Source organism: Salipiger sp. D13 (assembly GCF_003703915.1).
GTDB lineage: Bacteria > Pseudomonadota > Alphaproteobacteria > Rhodobacterales > Rhodobacteraceae > Salipiger > Salipiger profundus.
The window spans coordinates 12,989-29,930 of record NZ_RAPJ01000045.1; the positions used below are offsets into that span (position 1 = coordinate 12,989).

The window sequence follows — 16,942 nt, forward strand, 5'->3', positions numbered from 1 at the left end:
GCCGGGCCCGTTACTGAGGTGCCATGGCAGCCAGCCTGCGCATGAGTCGCGGCAAGCGCGCCATCTCGCTTCACCGTGTGAGCCATAAACGCAATCTATTGCCCAGAAACGGCGCAACGTAGACACCGTTCACTCCGGTGAGCACCAGCGCAACAAGGAACAGAGACACCGGACCTGGAAGGTTTTGCGTGAGCGGTTGCAGCGCGTAGTAGATAAGGATCAGCAAGGGATAGACACCCAGCATGCTGGCCACCCAGGCCTTCCAAAAACGTGGCGCGGTCGATGGGTTCGGGTCCGTACCGCTGGCTGGCACCTGGTGTCCTACAGTCACCGAAGCGAAGCTCAGCCTCTCTTCGAGATCATGGCCCAAGGCGGCCATTCCGTCTCGGAGCGAATCGGATGCTTCTTCCCCATGCAAGGTCACCGAGAAGATGATCTGGTCAATGCCAGTCTGATTCTGTAGGGACATGTGCGCGTCAAATCGGTTCCAATCTAGGTGATCAAGAGCGGCATCGTTGATCGCCTTCGCGACGACCGCGGCCTGTACAAGGGGTGCTCTGATGGAAACCGACAGCTCGGAGATCGCGTCGGTGCCAATACAAAGCTGTTTTGGCCCAAGTTCTTCCGGCCCCCGTGTTTCATTCATTTTCTGAACCTCGACATACTTTGCGCCGGTTGCGAAATGATCAGTTCCCACCTACGGAAGTGGCCGCCTGTGTTCGGTGTCATAGGCCGACCGGCCCGGACCAACCTTAAAAATTGGCCCAGACCAAATGCCGCCTCTGGGTTGAATCCCTCGATGACCAGACTGCACTTCAATAGGGGCAACCTGCTGAGGCGCCACAGCTAGGCACTGTCGACGTGGGCGCTTTCTGTCGTGAAAGCGATCTGCCGGATTAGCATTGCGACAATCACCAAAATACAGATCGCGGATACCGCCAAATATGGGCTTACGGCGCCAATCGCAGCGATGGGAAGTACGCCCCTTTCGATTGCAGTGAGTTGCGTCTTGACCAAGCCTTCCAGAGAGGCTGCGACCGCGAGGGCTCCGGCAAACGCACCCACGACGGCCAAGGTGTTTGCCAGGGGGCCAAGTTCTAGGAGGATACCCGGGTTCCACACGAAGGCGAAGGGCAGCAGGAAGCCGACGACGGCTAGCCGGACTGCAGAGAACGCGATCTTGAAGGGGTCTTCGTCGGCAATCGCTGAGGCCGCGATTGCAGCCACAGCAATCGGTGGCGTCAGTGCCGAGAGAATCGCGTAGTAGAGCAGAAACATCTGGCTCGGCAACGTCGGGAAACCGAGCTTTGCCAGCGCCGGTCCGACCAGCACGGCTGCCAGGATATACGCACTGGGCGTTGGCATCCCGAGACCGAGAACAATCGTGACGACCGCGGCGATAACGAGTGTCAGCAGTGGTTGCATGTTGCTGACAGTCAAAATGACGTTCGCGGATTTCATTCCAAGGCCGGTCATCGACAAGCCGCCAATCACAAGACCGGCCGCGGCACAAGCGCCGGCGACTGGCAGAATCTGGAGCGTAGTCGCCCCCAGCCCTTCCACCAACTGCCACAGTGACAGCCGTGTGTCTTTCAGCATCATCGCGGACAGGATGGTTACCAGAACTCCGACACCGGCTGTGAAGGTCGGGGAATACCCCAGAATGAGGGCGACGATGATGCCGATGATCGGCAGCAGGAAAACCCATCCGGTCCTGAATGTTTCCTTTGCTGAAGGTATTTCGTCTGCAGAGGGTCGAAGGTTGTGCTTGACTGACCGGAAGTGAACCTGAGCGAAGACACCCGTGTAGTATAGAAGCGCCGGCACCAGAGCGGCGAGCACGATGGCGTTGTAGGAAATGCCGGAATACTCGGCCATGATGAAGGCTGCTGACCCCATGATCGGAGGCATCGCGCTTCCGCCAGACGACGCCGCGACTTCCACCGCCCCCGCGAACCGTGCCCGATAGCCGAGTCGCTTCATGACAGGGATCGTGATCGACCCCGTTGCAACAACATCGGATGTTGGGCTCCCGGACATCGTGCCGTACAGGCCCGACGAAATGATCGCGATTTTGGCGGGGCCGCCGCGCGCATTGCCGGTCACAAGCGCTGCAAGGTTGAAAAAGAAGTCCCCTCCCCCGGCCTTGGCCAGGAATGTTCCAAACATCACGAACAGGAAAACATAGCTGGCAACGACCTGAAGCGGCACGCCAAAAAGTCCATCGGTGGTGAAAACCAGAATATCCAAGAGATAGCTGAACTCGCTGACGCGATGCCCGAATGGCGGCGGCAGAAGAGAGCCAAACAGATTATAAATCAGGAAGAGGGCGACAACGCCGGTCAGGCCTAGGCCGGTGGTCCGGCGGGTCGCTTCGATGGTCAGAAACAACAAGGCTGAGCCAAAGAAAAACTGATCGGTTGTGAATTCGTCGAGTAGACTGATCCGGTCCGCAATCGCTCCCGAGGTCACGTAGAAATACACCCCTGTGGCCAGGCTCAGCGCAGAGAGAACCCAATCATAGATCGGAATGCTGTCCGGCGCGCGCGAGGTCGCGCCGATCGCGAGGAAGAGAATCGTGAAAATGCCCGATACGAACAGAATGCCCTGAATGAGCGGATCGGAGATGATGAAGAGGTTCGAGTGGATTACCCAAACCGCGAATGCCGCCGCCAGAACCATGACGATGGTTCTCATCGGCGAGCCTAAATTTCTACGACGACCGGTTTCTGTAAGCGAAGGAAAATTCATGTAGACCCCGTATAAGGCAGAGAAGAGAAAGAACCGCGATGTATGGGCCGCGCGATGACATGACGTGACATCTCACGTAGCCACCGCGGGGCATTGCTCTGTGCAGTCCATGAGTGGGCCGGCGCGTGTCGTTGCAGCGCGCGCCGGCCGGATCGCGGGATCGACCTTACTTGAGCAGACCCAGTTCCTTGTAGGCACGCTCCGCACCAGGATGGAACGGCAGCGTGGTCTGCGACGTCAGAAGTTCCGGTGTGAGCGCCTGCATCGCCTTATGCACGCCGCGGATCTCGTCGATATTGGACGCGATGCTCTTTGCGAGCATGTAGCCAGTTTCTTCCGGCAGTACATCGGAAGTGATTACCATCGCACCCAGTGCGAGCGTGACGACATCTTCGGTCTGGTTCTTGTAGCTGTCGGCTGGAATTGTGAACGTGCCGGTTCCGAAACGCTCGTTGGTCGCAGCGATGATGTTTTCGGGAACGCTGAGCAACACGACGTCATTGCCCTCGTCAACTTTACGGAACGACGAATGTCCGATGAAAATGCCGTTGATCACCATATCGGTGCGGCCGTCTGCAATCAGATCTGCTTGCTGTGACGAACCACCGCGGACAAGCACGCCGCCATTGGACTCGATCGTGGCTTCGTCGTAGCCCGCCTCTTCGAGCATGAAGGTCGTGATGTTGGCGACGATGTTCCCGGCATTGTTGTTCGCAACACGGATCGCCGCGCCGGACGTCGCGAGGTCGTCAATGCTGTCGATGCCATATTCTTCGGCAAGAGACTTCTTGATGAAGAAGTGCATCGGCGCCCAGTTGTACATGTAGCCGATGGCTTGAAGGTTCTCGATCGGCGCGTCAAACGGTTCGTCCCCTGCGAGGGCCAGCTTGATCTCGGCATCATGTGCCATCCCCAGGTCGGTCCGTTCACGGCCCAGAAGGCCGATGTTCGCAAAGCCACCCCCGGTGGCCTGATAGGTCACCACGCCGCTCGGGTCATCCGCCTTGACGGCACGGTCAATACCAGCGCCCAGAAGCGACCAAAGCCCCGAGGGATTGCCGCCTGAAAGGGTCACATTAACGCTTTCTGCGGAAGCAGCGCTCGCAAGAACCGCGAGGCCGATCGATGCGGCAACGGCTTTGATTGGAAATTTCATGTCTTCCTCCCTGTTTTCAGTAGACATCTAATATTAGATATCTATCTTTAATGCTAGTAGTCTATCCACTCGCACCCGTCAACCCTGATTGAAGTCGAGACTATTGTTCAGCGAAAGCCACTCAAGTCATAGTTCCTGACGCGGAACACGCCGAAGCCGTGTGTCCGGCGTAGGTGCTTTGTCGTGACGCACTATCAACCCGTGGAGCCCCGGAGCAGCAGGCCTCAAACCCCCGCCCCCATAGGCTCTCTATGTCCGCAACCGCCATTGAATGGCCCGCGCCGGACACTCGGCACGCATGGCTCGCGATTCAGTTTGCTGTGTTGCCCTTGGTCGGGGGAACACGGACCCCTCTGGCGGCCGCATCCTGTTCGTCATTTTCGAGGTTCCGGATCATCACGGCAAGTGCGTGTCGCAAGTCTTCCTGAGCTTTCTTGGACAGTCCCGCCATCGCTGCATCGTTCACTTCGAGCGCCAGAGGTTCGAGAACGTCGCGCAGCTCCAAGCCCTTCCGCGTCAGAAACGCGTGCTGGCGCCGTTTGTTGCCCTCGACGTTGCGTCGCTCTATGAAACCCAATTCTTCCATTTTGATGAGCGCGGTGTGGGCGGTGGGTTCGGTGAGATGCGCCCGGTCGCTCAGTTCGCGTTGCGACAACCCGTCTTCCTGCCAGAGGATGCGCAGGAAAATCCACTGACCGAACGTAACATTTTCCGTTTGCAGTCGAAGTTGAAGCGCCCGGTTGAACCCGCGGGCCGCCAGTCGTACCAGCCGGGCCATGCGCTCGTCGGGTTGGACAGGTACGTGGCTTGATTGCTTTTCTTTCATCGCATCGCTCACGGCCTGTCTCCACACATGGTTTTTATCCAAACAGCGCGCCCGCCCGGACTTGATAGCTAAGAACTCCAGAGTTGTGGCGCGCGCAACATAGGTGCCGAGCCTTGGTACAAAGTCAAGACATGGAAGCCGGGGTGCCTATCGTTGGGCCCGAGTATGGACTTTCTTCCGGGGTGGTTTTGCCCCTGTGTCGGGATTGTGCGCCGGTTGCTTTCCAGTACGCGACCATCATGCGCCGACACCTGCCTTGCACCACTGTGCCGCACAGCGCCGGGCAACCGTTGTGTAACGCCTCCGGCAAACCCGGCGCGGTTCACGGCCATTCAATAGGTGCAAGGAACATAGGCTCTGCAGTTCGGCTGTGCACACCGTTCGCGCGGAGGGGTTGGTCAGTTCAGATCGTTCAACTTTTGTCGCCAGCGTTCCACCACATCGGGGTTCCTGACATATGTCGGCAGATCACCTTTCATGATGCGTGTTGCGTTTTCGACGAGGACGTCGGGCATGACCGTGTAGAGATCAATGGTGTGGCCCAGGATATGCGGGGTGAGGATCACCCGGTCGAGGCCGCGCAGCGGGTGGTCGGCGGGCAGCGGTTCGGTTTCCGTCACGTCCAGCCCCGCACCGGCCAGGTGTCCTGCTGTCATCACCCGCACCAGCGCATCCTCGTCAATGAGACCCCCGCGCGAGGTGTTGATCAGAACCGCATTTGTCTTCATCGCGCGCAGTTCCGCCTCGGCAATCATGCCTCGCGTCTGCGCGTTGAGCGGCACATGCAGGCTGACCACATCGGACGTGGTCAGCAGCGCGTCGCGCTCCACCAACCGTACGCCCGCGGGTGCGGTGTCAGGTGTCAGGAACGGATCGTGCACCAGGATCTGTGCCGGCTCGAACGCCAGCAGTCGCTCGATCACCCCGGCCCCAATCCGGCCAGACCCGATCAGGCCGATCGTCCGGCCCCGCACCATCCGCGCATACATCTGCTGCGGCCGGCCCGCATTTTCGCGTAGCAGGCGTTCGGATTCATGCAGCCGGTACAGCAGCACCAGCATCAGCATCACTGTCGCCTCTGACATCGCCAGAAAGTTCTCGGGCGTTGCACCATTGGCCACGATCAGACCACGCGCGGCACAGGCCTCCAGATCGACCGCATCCACCCCGATCGTCGGAAAGACCAGCGCCCGCAGCCGTGGTGAGGCATCCAGATCCGCCTCGCTCAGCCGCGACCGCGAGCTGGCCACGATGATATCAACGTCCGACAGCAGCGCCTGCCGTTGCTCTTCCGTCAGCCGCAGCGGAACACCCGGGGTGATCTGGGGGCCGCGAACGACCTCCCAGCCTTCGGCCCGCAGCCGATCCGTTGCGGTGTCCAACACCTCTTCCAGCACAGGATCCTGCGCAATATAGATCTTCGGGGTCATCATCAGTCGCTCCGCGTCAGGCCAGCGACCATGTTGGGGTTATACCCCGGCTGGACACGTGCATCGATCACTACGCTCTTGCCCGCGCGCACCATCTCGACGCCCTGTTTGATCGCCTCGACCAGCTCGCCCGCGGTAAAGACCGGGCCGATCCCTTCGCAGCCCTGCGCCCGCGCAACTCCGGCAATGTCGATATCCGGATCACCGATACGCTGGCCGATCCACTTGTTCTCGACCGGGCGGTTGCGGGCCACTGCCACGCGTTCCTGGTGCACCTCGTCATTGTAGAACGAGCGATTGTTCGACACCACCGCCAGGAACGGAGTGCCATAATGCGCCGCCGTCCAAAATGCCGAGGCCGCCATCATGAAGTCGCCGTCCCCAAGAACCGCAACAGGCAGCCGGTCGCTGTCTTTCAGCGCCAGCGCCGCCCCGATCAGCATCCCAGGACCCGAGCCGATCCCCGCGCCGCCATCCGAACCCAGGAAGTCCAGCGGATGACGGAAGTGCCACGCCTCGCCCGCCCAACCCAACGGCCAACGCACAAAGCTGGCACAGACACCTTCCAAACCTTCGCCAAGCGCCCCGGCCAGCGTCATGATATCAAGCTCAACATCTGCATCGGGGGCGTTCAGCGCGGGTTTGACCGGCAAATCACCGGGCATCTCGCCCGCCCCTACACCCAGGGCATCGGCAATCGCATGCATCGCAACATCCGGGCCACAGGCCAGGTGCAGATCCAGCGCAGGCAGCGCCTGATGCTCCATCCCCCAGCCATTGTGCAGCTGATAATCCAGCGACGCCTGGATCACCTGCGCCGTCACTTCGCCCGCCAGTTTCAGCGTACCCGCGACATCCAGCCAGTCCAGACTCAGGATCACATCGGCCTCGCGCAGCACCGCGCCCGCCGCGTCGTCGATGAAGAAGGCTGGTTTACCCCGATGCCGCGGGTGATCCGTCGGGAAAGACGCCCCGATCCGGATATCCGTCAGAACCTTCGCCCCCAGCCCCTCGACAAAGGCCACACGCCGCGCCCAATCCGCCGGATCGCGCGACACCCGCCCCGCCAGCACCACAGGCGCCTTGGCGTTCTTCAGCAGGTCCGCCGCACGTGCCACGCCTTCGGCCGAAGGAGCCGCAGGCAAAGGCGGCTGGTAACGCGCAAAATCCGGCAGCGCCGGGGCCTGCGCGTGCTGCTTTTCCTGGATCGACACATCAAAGTTCACATAGGTCGGCCCTTTCGGCTCGCTCCGCGCGATCACATCCGCACGCAACATCGATTCCAGCGCCGCCTCCATCGAGCCAGGCTGATCGTCCCATTTCACATAATTCCGGATCATCGACGCCTGGTCACGGCAGGTATGGAGCCAGTCAATCCAAGGACGCCGCAGCGCCGCATCAACCGGCCCCGTCGCACCATAGATCAGCACAGGAACCCGATCACACCATGCGTTGAAGATCGCCATCGTCCCATGCATCAGACCCACGTTGCTGTGCAGAATCACCGCCAATGGCTCCCCCGTCACCTTCGCATAGCCATGTGCAATCGCAACCGCATGCTCTTCGTGCAGACACAACAGCATCTGCGGATCTTCATTACCAAGGTGGTTCACAAGGCTGTCATGCAAACCCCGAAAGCTCGACCCAGGGTTCAGCGCAACATACTTCACCCCCAAACCTCGCAACATATCCGCAAATACATCGCTACCCCAAACTCCCAAACTATCCGACGATACTGGGCGCTCAACCTGATACAGCCTGTGCTCTGTCATGTGTTTTGGCCTTTCCTTATGAAGTGTTGATGCAGCAGCGCCCCATTTTGAAAGGCGTACGCAATAGGTATTTATTGCCCGCCGAAAGGGCGGGCATTTTGCATTTCAGACGGTCTGGAGCGGTTCAGAGGATCAGAAATCCAAACCGAAATCGACGGTCCCCGCCGAATGGGTCAAAGCACCGGAGGAAATATAATCCACATTTGCCGATGCGATTTCGCGCAAACGGCCAAGGGTCACATTCCCGCTGGCTTCTGTCTTCGCCCGCCCGTCAATGCGCTTTACGGCTTCGGCCATGTCTTCGGTCGACATATTGTCAAACATGATGACATCTGCGCCCCCGGTCTGAAGCACCTCGTCCAACTGATGCAAACCGTCGATCTCGATCTCGACCACGACCATGTGACCCACATTTCGCTGAACGGCTTCCAACACCTGTTTGATGCCACCAGCCGCTGCGATATGGTTGTCCTTGATCAGGATTGCATCGGACAGGGAAAACCGGTGATTGTGGCCGCCGCCATGCAAAATCGCGAGTTTCTCGACAAGCTTCAGCCCCGGTGTGGTTTTGCGTGTACAGGTGATACGTGTCTTGGTACCCGCAAGTTCCTGCACATAGGACGCTGTCAAAGTTGCCGTCCCGGACAACCGCCCGGCAAAGTTCAGGGCAACACGCTCTGCGGCAAGGATCGACGCCGCCGATCCCTCTATACGCATCAAGGTATCGCCCGTTTTGCAGGCCGTACCATCCGCGACAACAGTCTCGACAATAAGATCGGGATCAATCAGCCGAAACGCCAGAGAGGCCACCTGCATCCCAGAAACAACCGCGTCCTGCCGTGCACGCATTTGCGCCTTGTAGCGCGTGCCTTCAGGCAGAACGGAACGGGTTGTCACGTCGCCTGCTGCACCCAGGTCCTCCACAATGGCGTTCCGAACCATAGGTTCGAGGATGATATCGGGGACGTTCGCAACATTGCTCATTATTTTTCAGATCCTTGTCGGTTTGCAGAAAGGGTAGGAAGGGATGGTCTCATCCCGGCCAAAGCAATCAATAAAGAAAAAGCTTTTGGATCCCAGACCCCGTTCGCACATTACCTCTGCACCGGGTTACTGACCCGACAGATTGATATGCACATTCTTTTCATGGGTGAAGGAAATCAGCTCGCCAATACCTTCTTCGCGCCCGATACCCGATTGTTTGACCCCACCGAACGGGGCACCAAGGAAATGCCGGCCAACTTCGTTAACCCAAACAAACCCGGCCTCGACACGAGCAGCCGTGCGATGAGCCGTAACCAAGTCCCGAGTCCAAATTGCGCAGGTCAGCCCCAGCTCAAGTGCGTTGACCTCGTTCAGCATGGAATCTTCGTCCGACCATTTGCGGACCGCCAGAACTGGCCCGAAAATCTCTTCGCGAGCGATACGCATCTGCGGCGTTACATCCGCAAAAATCGTCGGCGCGATGAAGCTTCCCTGTGCCAGCGCACCTTCGGTCACCGCATGGCCGCCGGTTACGGCACGCGCGCCTTCGCTCATGGCGGATTCGATGAAGTCCATGATCCGATCGAACTGTGTCCGGCTGACGATCGCCCCCATCGTGGTCTCCGGCTCTGTCGGAATGCCTGGCTTGTACCGTTCGACAGCCGCTTTGAGATGTGAGATGACCGCATCGTGGATGTCTACATGCAAGAAAGCGCGGCTCGTCGATCCGCAAGATTGCCCGCACCAGCCGAAATTCATGCCGCCGACGATCGCATCGGCGATCTTCTTCGGATCGCTGTCCGGATAGGCGATCAGCGCGTTCTTGCCGCCGAGTTCGAGCAGCACTGGTTTGACGGTGTCGCTCGCGCTGCGCATCACCGCCCGGCCCGCGGGTACGGAGCCGATGAGTGTGACCTTGGCGACGTCGGGATGTTCGGCCAGCCCAGCTCCTGCCTCGACGCCGCCCGGCAGAACATTGAACGTGCCTTTAGGCAGCAGGCCATCGATGAGCTCCGCCAGCCGCAGCGAAGACAACGGAGCCTGAACCGGCGGCTTGATGATGACGGCATTGCCTGCGGCCAGAGGCGCTGCCATCTTTCCGCCGCAGAACATGAACGGATGATTAAAGGCAAGAATCCTTGCAACCACGCCCATCGGCTGGCGTAGGGTCATGTTGATGCGCTCTGGTCCCATAGGGATCGTATCACCCTTCATTTCGGTCACAAGACCGGCGAAAAACTCCATCTGCGCTGCCGCAATCGCGGCGTCGCCGCGCATTTCAGTATAGGGGTTGCCACAGTTTGCAGCGTCCATCATCGCCAGTTCATCGCCATGCTTTCGCAAGAGATTTGCGATTTCCTTCAGGATACGTGCGCGTTCCAGCGGCACAACATCCCGCCATACCTCGAACCCTTCTTTCGCTGCCGCAACCGCCGCATCGACATCGGCGCGACTTGCCGTCGCAACCGACCCGATCCGCTCGCCGGTTCCTGGGTTGAAAGTGTCTTCGTACTTTCCCTCTAGTGGCGGCACCCATGCGCCGCCGTAGTAGAGATGGGCTGGTTCTTGAAGAGAGAGCTTCGCGTCTAGTTTCAGATTTTCCATCTAAGGTATCCTCCCGGCTTGAGGTCCTAATAACTTAGACTTCTAAATAATGTCAATCAGAGAACCCGCCCGAGGGCCGATTGGACGCCAAGCAAGTGCGGCAAGTATGTTTCAATCGTCTGCTTCGGTGTCCAGCCGGCAGACGACAAACCGATATTGAGAGCAGCGACGGTCAAACCCTTGCGATCATTCAGCGGAACAGCGATTGACCGTAAGCCCGTTTCCACTTCCTGGTCCACAAACGCATATCCGTCCTCTCTCGCAGCATCGATCCGGCACAAGGTCAGAACTGGGTCGAGTATTGAGAACTTGGTCCGCGGGGTAAGGTCCGAGCGTCTGACAAGCAGGTCAGCCTCTTCGCGAGGCAGCGCAGCCAACAGAACCCTTCCCATCGAGGTGCAATGGGCGGGGAGTCGTGACCCAGGCATGAGCCCGATGGACATCACACGTTTCTGCGCCGCGCGCGCGATATACACGATCTCGGTCTCATCGAGCAGTGCCACGGAACAGCTTTGACCAATTTGCTCGGAGAGTTGGTCAAGCCAAGGTTGGACAATCTGCGAGAGCGGTAGGGAAGCAAGTGCGGCCACTCCGAGCCGTAGGATGCGCGGGGTAAGAGTAAAAAACTTACCGTCATAGTCGGCGTAACCTTCGCGGTGGAGCGTCAACAGTACGCGTCGCGTAGCAGCGCGATCCAAGCCACTGGCGACGGCAGCTTCGGATATCGAAAGACGCGGGGATGTGGGTCCGAAGGCTTCGATCACTTTCAGCCCCTTGGCGAGCGATGCGATGTAGTCGGTGGGATTGTTCAACATGCGAACGCTGATATACACATGTTGAAAAAAGATCAATATATGAACATTTTACTCGCTACGGCGGTAATCTAGGGATATTTCGAAGGGTATCTAAGGAGGATCCTGATGAACAAAACATCGCCCAGCCTCGCTGACGCGGTTGCGGATATCCCCGATGGCGTACAGGTTATGATCGGTGGCTTTGGAGGCTCCGGAGCCCCGATCGAACTGATCCACGCTTTAATCGACCGCTTTCGTGCCACCGGCAGCCCCAAGAATCTTACCGTGATAAACAATAACGCGGGAAACGGCGCGATCGGAATCGCCGCGATGATCAAAGCGGGGATGGTCAGGAAGATGATCTGCTCTTTCCCGCGCAGCTCCAACGCCGAGGCATTCAACGAAAAATACCTGGCAGGCGAAATCGAGCTCGAGTTGATCCCGCAGGGTACATTGGCCGAACGCATTCGCGCGCGCGGAGCAGGCATTCCCGCTTTTTATACGCCAACTTCTTTTGGTACCGAGCTTGCCGAAGGCAAGCCGACAGAGACGTTCGACGGCAAGATGTACGTGCAAGAGTTGTGGTTGAAGGCCGACTTCGCCCTGATCAAAGGCCATGATGGTGACGAGACCGGCAACCTTACCTATCGTTTGGCTGGCCGGAACTTCAATCCGTTGATGGCGATGGCTGCCGATCGCACGATTGCGCAGGTCTCCAACCTCCGCGCACCCGGCTCCATCGATCCTGAGGCGGTAGTTACCCCCGGAATCTTCGTCGACAAGATTGTCGAGGTTCCCGCGCCTCAACAAGAAGAAGTACTCGTGCGTAGGGGGGTGGTCTACTGATGTCCGGTTTCAATTTAATGGAAGACAAACTGACGAACGCGCAGATCGCGTGGCGTGCCGCTCAGGATATCGAAGATGGTTCCTATGTGAACCTCGGTATCGGATTTCCCGAGATGATCGCCAAGTTCCAGCCCGATGGCCGCGATGTAACCTATCATACCGAGAACGGCGTGCTGGGATTCGGAAAAGCCCCTGCGGAGGGACAGGAAGACTGGGATCTTATTAATGCGGGCAAAAAGGCGATTACATTGAAGCCCGGTGCATCCTTTTTCCATCATGCCGACAGCTTTTCGATGGTGCGCGGTGGCCACCTCGATCTGGCCGTTCTTGGCGCGTATCAGGTCGCCCAGAACGGCGATCTGGCGAACTGGCGCGTAGGCACCAAAGGCGTGCCGGCCGTGGGTGGAGCAATGGACCTTGTGCATGGGGCCAAGCGTGTGGCGGTTGTAACTGACCATGTAACCAAGGATGGCGGCCCGAAACTGGTCGAGGCCTGTACTTTCCCGCTGACAGGCGTCGGGTGCGTGACCCGCGTCTACACCTCTCTGGCCGTGATTGACATCGAAGATAGCAAATTCGTGCTTCGTGAAAAACTGCCGGGCATCACTTTGGACGCCTTGCAGGCGGTGACTGGCGCGACGTTGCACATTGTTGGCGAAGTTGCCGAACTCAATGTTCCCGAGGGAATCTCATGACTGACGTATACATATGCGACTACATCCGCACACCAATCGGCCGCTTTGGCGGTGCGCTTTCCTCCGTCCGCGCTGACGACCTTGCCGCGATTCCGCTTCGGGCCATTGCCGCGCGCAATCCGGGCCTCGACCTTGCCGCGATCGACGAGGTGATCTTCGGCTGCGCCAATCAGGCTGGCGAAGACAACCGCAACGTCGCCCGCATGGCGCTGCTTCTCGCAGGCTATCCCGAGACGGTGCCGGGTACGACGATGAACCGACTTTGCGGCTCGGGTATGGATGCGGTCATCACTGCAGCTCGGGCGATCAAATCCGGCGAGGCCGAGCTGCTTGTCGCCGGAGGGGTAGAGAGCATGTCGCGCGCGCCATTCGTGATGCCCAAGGCCACCTCCGCCTTCTCGCGGGCCAATGAGGTCCACGACACCACTATCGGCTGGCGTTTCGTTAACAAGCTGATGAAGGAACAATATGGCGTCGACAGCATGCCCGAGACGGCAGAGAATGTGGCCGAAGATTTTGGCATCTCGCGCCCCGATCAGGATGCCTTCGCCTTGCGCTCGCAGCAGAAAGCGGCCAAAGCCCAAGTCAATGGCCGTTTGGCCCAGGAGATCGTGCCGGTTACGATCCCGCAGCGCAAAGGTGATCCTCTGGTCATCGACACCGACGAGCATCCGCGTTCCACGACTACATACGAAGGCCTGAAAAAACTTCGGCCCTTCGTGAAAGCCGATGGCACTGTGACAGCGGGCAACGCCTCTGGCGTGAATGACGGGTCTGCCGCTTTGATCCTTTCGACGAAAGAAGCTGCCGAAAAGCATGGGCTTAAGCCGATCGCCAGAGTGCTCGGCGGGGCAACCGCCGGCGTGGCGCCGCGCATCATGGGCTTCGGCCCGGCTCCGGCCTCGAGAAAGCTTCTGGCGCGTCTTGGCCTGCGCCAAGAGGAGTTCGCAGTGATTGAGCTTAACGAAGCTTTCGCCTCGCAGGGCCTCGCCACGTTGCGTAATCTTGGGATTGCTGATGATGACGTGCGTGTGAACCCCAATGGCGGGGCAATCGCGTTGGGTCATCCGCTGGGCATGTCGGGTGCGCGGATTACTGGCACCGCGATGCTTGACCTCAAGCCTGGTGAGAAATCGCTATCCACCATGTGTATCGGTGTAGGACAGGGTATTGCTATTGCGCTAGAAGCCGTCTGACTGGCTCAACGACGGGCGCAATCCTCTTCAACCCGCCGGTGCAGAAGCCGCGCCAGCAGATCGGCATGGCTGTCTTCGTCGAACGTGAACTTGCGTGTCAGACCAACCGCCCCGGCCATGTAATCCGACTTTAGATCGAGCGCAGCAAGGCTGCCGCGCGCAATTTCCCGCGCCACGACGCCGCGCGAGATGAACCAGAGCATCTCAGAACCTTCGAGAAGCGTTTGCGCCGCCGGCAGGGCCACCGTCTCGAACACCGGTGTGAGATCGGATAACCCCATCGCGGCAAGGTATTGATCCACGCTCTGACGAATGATCGCACCGGGGTTGGGCAGGATGAGGGGATAGCGTAGCAGAGCGTCGGTCACCGGCAGATCCAGCGCTGGATGTCCGGCGCGCGCCACCAGCAAGATCGGCTCGTCATAGAGATACTCGAAAGACAGGCCTGCCATGTCGGCTGCCCGTGGCATGCGCCCGACCATAAGGTCAATCTTGCCGCCGCGCAGTCGTTCGAGCAGGTAGTGGTTCGGCCCAGTGATTATACCGATCCGCGCATCCGGGCGCGCCTGCGAGAATGCAAGAGCGACCGAGGGGAAGAACCCACCGGCCACGGTCGGCAGCAACCCAACCTTCACCAGCCCCGCCGCCACCTGCCCCGACAGGTCGCGCACCCCTGCCTCGAGGCTTTGCAGCGCGGCGCGGGCATGAGCACGAAAATTCTCACCTGCCGGGGTTAAGACGGCCCGCCGCCCTGTACGCTCGAAGAGATGCGCGCCAAGCAGCCCCTCCAGTTCCGAGATCGTTTTTGACAATGCCGGCTGCGACACGTTCCGTTGCCGCGCCGCAGCAGAGATTGTTCCGGCTTGAGCAACGGTCAGGAAAGCTTCGAGATGGCGCAGTTTCAGACCATTAGGTATATCCATTTGGTTATAGCTTTTGGCCAAGATCATATTTTTGTAAAGGGAAAAGTTATGCCAAATTATCGGCAGGAGGATACCATGCAGGCATTGAAACGCGATTGGGGCACCACGCATCTGCGCGCCACTGACGGCGAAGGTGTCGCGCTTGTCTTCATCAATTCGCTCGGCACAGACCTGCGGATGTGGGACGATGTCGTCGCGCTTCTACCCGCGGGCTGGTCGAACTTGCGCATGGACAAGCGCGGTCACGGGCTGAGCAGTACCGCGCCGCGGGGATATGGCATTCCAGAGCTGGCCGAGGACGTGCTGGCCGCGATGGACCATATCGGTCTCGCTCAGGCGGTGATCGTCGGTTGCTCCATCGGCGGCCTGATCGCGCAGCACATCGCGCTCATGGCGCCGGATAGGGTGATCGGCTTGGTGCTTTCGAATACCGCCCCAATGCTGGGAAATGCGGATAGCTGGCTGAGTCGGATCGAGGGTGTACGCACTAATGGCATGGCGGCAATGGCAGACGGCATCCTACAGCGGTGGTTCGGCCCCGATATGCTTGCGACTCTTGAAACCGATCTGTGGCGGGCGCTGCTCACCCGGACAGATACGGAAGGCTATATAGCCACTTGCGCGGCGATCGCCGGCACCGACATCACCGACCGCCTTCGCGAAATCACCCAGCCCGCGCTGGTGATCGGCGGCTATCACGATCAGGCGACGCCGCCGGACGTGGTCGAAAAGCTCGCCGCCGCCCTGCCCCGCTCCGATTTAGTCATGTTCGACCGCTCCGGCCATCTTCCTGCGGTAGAGCAGCCAAAGGTATTTGCCCACACCCTGATGAATTTCGTGGAAAGGATCATCCCATGACAGAGACGTTCGACAAAGGCATGCAAGTGCGCCGCGAGGTGCTGGGCGAGGCCCATGTGGACCGGGCAGAGGCAGGCAAGACCGAATTCGACTTGCCGTTTCAGTCGTTGATCACCGAAAGCGCATGGGGAACTGTTTGGGCGTCGGAGCGGATCACCCGACGCGAACGCTCGATGTTGACCCTCGCACTGCTGGCCGCGACAGGAAATTTCGAGGAAATTCCAATGCATATCCGGGCTACCGCCAATACCGGTGCCTCGAAAGCGGATGTCGCCGAGGCGCTGCAACACGTCGCGATCTATGCTGGCGTGCCGAAAGCCAACCACGCGCTAAAGCTGGCCAAGCAGACTTATGCGGAAATGGAGGAAAGTATCTAATGACTGACCATGGACCACTGATTCCGCGCAACCGCGCGATCCACCCCGAGCCCTATGATCCTGGCTACAAAACGAGCGTCGCGCGCTCGCCCTTCCTGCCGTTGCTTTCGATGGAGAGCACTCCCTCGGAAGAGACTGGTCCGAGATTCGGCCACACGAAGCTCGGCGCGCTCGACAACAACCTGATCTTGAACTGGACAAAGGGTGCTGCTCCCGCCGTGGGCGAACGCATCCTGGTGCATGGCCGCTTGCTGGACGAGATGAACCGCCCGATACCGAACGCGCTAATAGAGATCTGGCAGGCTAATGCGGGTGGGCGCTACCGGCACAAGAAAGACACCTATTTCGCACCGCTCGACCCAAATTTCGGCGGCTGCGGTCGGACCATCACGGATGAAAACGGATACTACGAATTCTTGACCATTCGTCCAGGGGCTTACCCCTGGCCTAACCGTGCCAATGACTGGCGTCCGATGCACATCCACTTTTCGATATTTGGCCACAGCTTCGGCCAAAGGTTAATCTCGCAGATGTATTTCGAGGGCGATCCGCTCATCAATCACTGCCCGATCGCCGCGACCATCAAGGATCGCAGCCAGCTCGACCGGCTGGTCGCGCCGCTCGATTTCTCGAAATCGCGCCCACTCGATTTTCTCGCCTATAAATTTGACATTGTTTTGCGGGGTCGCCGTCAGACCATGTTTGAAAACAAGCTGGAGGGCATGTGAA

General features: G+C 59.2%; 16 protein-coding genes. 6 read left to right on the forward strand and 10 right to left on the reverse strand.

Annotation, left to right across the window (positions count from 1 at the left end):
• Positions 1 to 70: 70 nt before the first annotated feature.
• The 9 genes from D6860_RS23095 to D6860_RS23135 all read right to left on the reverse strand — a co-directional run bounded on the left by D6860_RS23095 (position 71) and on the right by D6860_RS23135 (position 11,339).
• Positions 71 to 646 (reverse strand): putative antibiotic biosynthesis monooxygenase, encoded by a 576-nt coding sequence (locus tag D6860_RS23095; RefSeq protein WP_076626057.1) that lies wholly within the window; start codon positions 644 to 646, stop codon positions 71 to 73.
• Between the two features lie 200 nt (positions 647 to 846).
• Entirely contained in the window at positions 847 to 2,697 is a 1,851-nt protein-coding gene (locus D6860_RS23100) for a TRAP transporter permease (protein ID WP_076626056.1), read from the reverse strand.
• 220 nt (positions 2,698 to 2,917) lie between these two features.
• Positions 2,918 to 3,907, reverse strand: coding sequence for a TAXI family TRAP transporter solute-binding subunit (locus D6860_RS23105; protein ID WP_076626055.1), 990 nt, complete (start codon positions 3,905 to 3,907; stop codon positions 2,918 to 2,920).
• A gap of 310 nt (positions 3,908 to 4,217) precedes the next feature.
• Complete coding sequence (locus tag D6860_RS23110) at positions 4,218 to 4,745, reverse strand: MarR family winged helix-turn-helix transcriptional regulator (protein ID WP_229678654.1); 528 nt, start codon at positions 4,743 to 4,745, stop codon at positions 4,218 to 4,220.
• Between the two features lie 386 nt (positions 4,746 to 5,131).
• Positions 5,132 to 6,166 carry a 2-hydroxyacid dehydrogenase gene (locus D6860_RS23115; protein WP_007803182.1) on the reverse strand — a complete coding sequence of 345 codons (1,035 nt, stop codon included), beginning with the start codon at positions 6,164 to 6,166 and terminating at the stop codon, positions 5,132 to 5,134.
• The gene (locus D6860_RS23120; protein ID WP_040545931.1) at positions 6,166 to 7,935 is read right to left on the reverse strand and encodes a thiamine pyrophosphate-binding protein; all 1,770 of its coding nucleotides are present in this window, start codon (positions 7,933 to 7,935) and stop codon (positions 6,166 to 6,168) included. Before D6860_RS23120 ends, D6860_RS23115 begins: the two co-directional genes overlap by 1 nt.
• Positions 7,936 to 8,067: 132 nt before the next feature.
• The gene (gene nadC / locus D6860_RS23125) at positions 8,068 to 8,919 is read right to left on the reverse strand and encodes a carboxylating nicotinate-nucleotide diphosphorylase (RefSeq protein WP_007803184.1); all 852 of its coding nucleotides are present in this window, start codon (positions 8,917 to 8,919) and stop codon (positions 8,068 to 8,070) included.
• Positions 8,920 to 9,045: 126 nt separating this feature from the next.
• A complete protein-coding gene (locus D6860_RS23130) occupies positions 9,046 to 10,524 on the reverse strand; it encodes an aldehyde dehydrogenase family protein (RefSeq protein WP_007803185.1) in 1,479 nt (492 codons plus the stop codon).
• A gap of 56 nt (positions 10,525 to 10,580) precedes the next feature.
• Positions 10,581 to 11,339, reverse strand: a complete 759-nt coding sequence (locus D6860_RS23135; RefSeq protein WP_179949502.1) for an IclR family transcriptional regulator domain-containing protein — start codon at positions 11,337 to 11,339, stop codon at positions 10,581 to 10,583.
• A 105-nt stretch (positions 11,340 to 11,444) separates the two neighbouring features.
• Between D6860_RS23135 and D6860_RS23140 the strand changes: the two genes are divergently transcribed.
• From D6860_RS23140 to pcaF, 3 genes are read left to right on the forward strand one after another with little or no spacing between them, the layout of a single operon-like run.
• On the forward strand, positions 11,445 to 12,164 hold the full coding sequence (locus D6860_RS23140; protein ID WP_076626054.1) for a 3-oxoacid CoA-transferase subunit A: 720 nt from the start codon (positions 11,445 to 11,447) through the stop codon (positions 12,162 to 12,164).
• A 17-nt stretch (positions 12,165 to 12,181) separates the two neighbouring features.
• On the forward strand, positions 12,182 to 12,859 hold the full coding sequence (locus tag D6860_RS23145) for a 3-oxoacid CoA-transferase subunit B (RefSeq protein WP_008335453.1): 678 nt from the start codon (positions 12,182 to 12,184) through the stop codon (positions 12,857 to 12,859).
• The gene (gene pcaF / locus D6860_RS23150) at positions 12,856 to 14,055 is read left to right on the forward strand and encodes a 3-oxoadipyl-CoA thiolase (protein ID WP_076626053.1); all 1,200 of its coding nucleotides are present in this window, start codon (positions 12,856 to 12,858) and stop codon (positions 14,053 to 14,055) included. The genes D6860_RS23145 and pcaF overlap by 4 nt, the downstream gene beginning before the upstream one ends.
• 5 nt (positions 14,056 to 14,060) lie before the next feature.
• Here the strand turns inward: pcaF and D6860_RS23155 are convergent, their stop codons facing one another.
• Entirely contained in the window at positions 14,061 to 14,999 is a 939-nt protein-coding gene (locus D6860_RS23155) for a LysR substrate-binding domain-containing protein (RefSeq protein ID WP_162277753.1), read from the reverse strand.
• 54 nt (positions 15,000 to 15,053) lie between these two features.
• Between D6860_RS23155 and pcaD the strand changes: the two genes are divergently transcribed.
• From pcaD to pcaH, 3 genes are read left to right on the forward strand one after another with little or no spacing between them, the layout of a single operon-like run.
• Complete coding sequence (pcaD, locus tag D6860_RS23160) at positions 15,054 to 15,836, forward strand: 3-oxoadipate enol-lactonase (RefSeq protein ID WP_076626052.1); 783 nt, start codon at positions 15,054 to 15,056, stop codon at positions 15,834 to 15,836.
• The gene (gene pcaC, locus D6860_RS23165) at positions 15,833 to 16,213 is read left to right on the forward strand and encodes a 4-carboxymuconolactone decarboxylase (RefSeq protein ID WP_076626051.1); all 381 of its coding nucleotides are present in this window, start codon (positions 15,833 to 15,835) and stop codon (positions 16,211 to 16,213) included. Before pcaD ends, pcaC begins: the two co-directional genes overlap by 4 nt.
• Complete coding sequence (pcaH, locus tag D6860_RS23170; protein ID WP_076626050.1) at positions 16,213 to 16,941, forward strand: protocatechuate 3,4-dioxygenase subunit beta; 729 nt, start codon at positions 16,213 to 16,215, stop codon at positions 16,939 to 16,941. The genes pcaC and pcaH overlap by 1 nt, the downstream gene beginning before the upstream one ends.
• Position 16,942 lies beyond the last annotated feature (1 nt).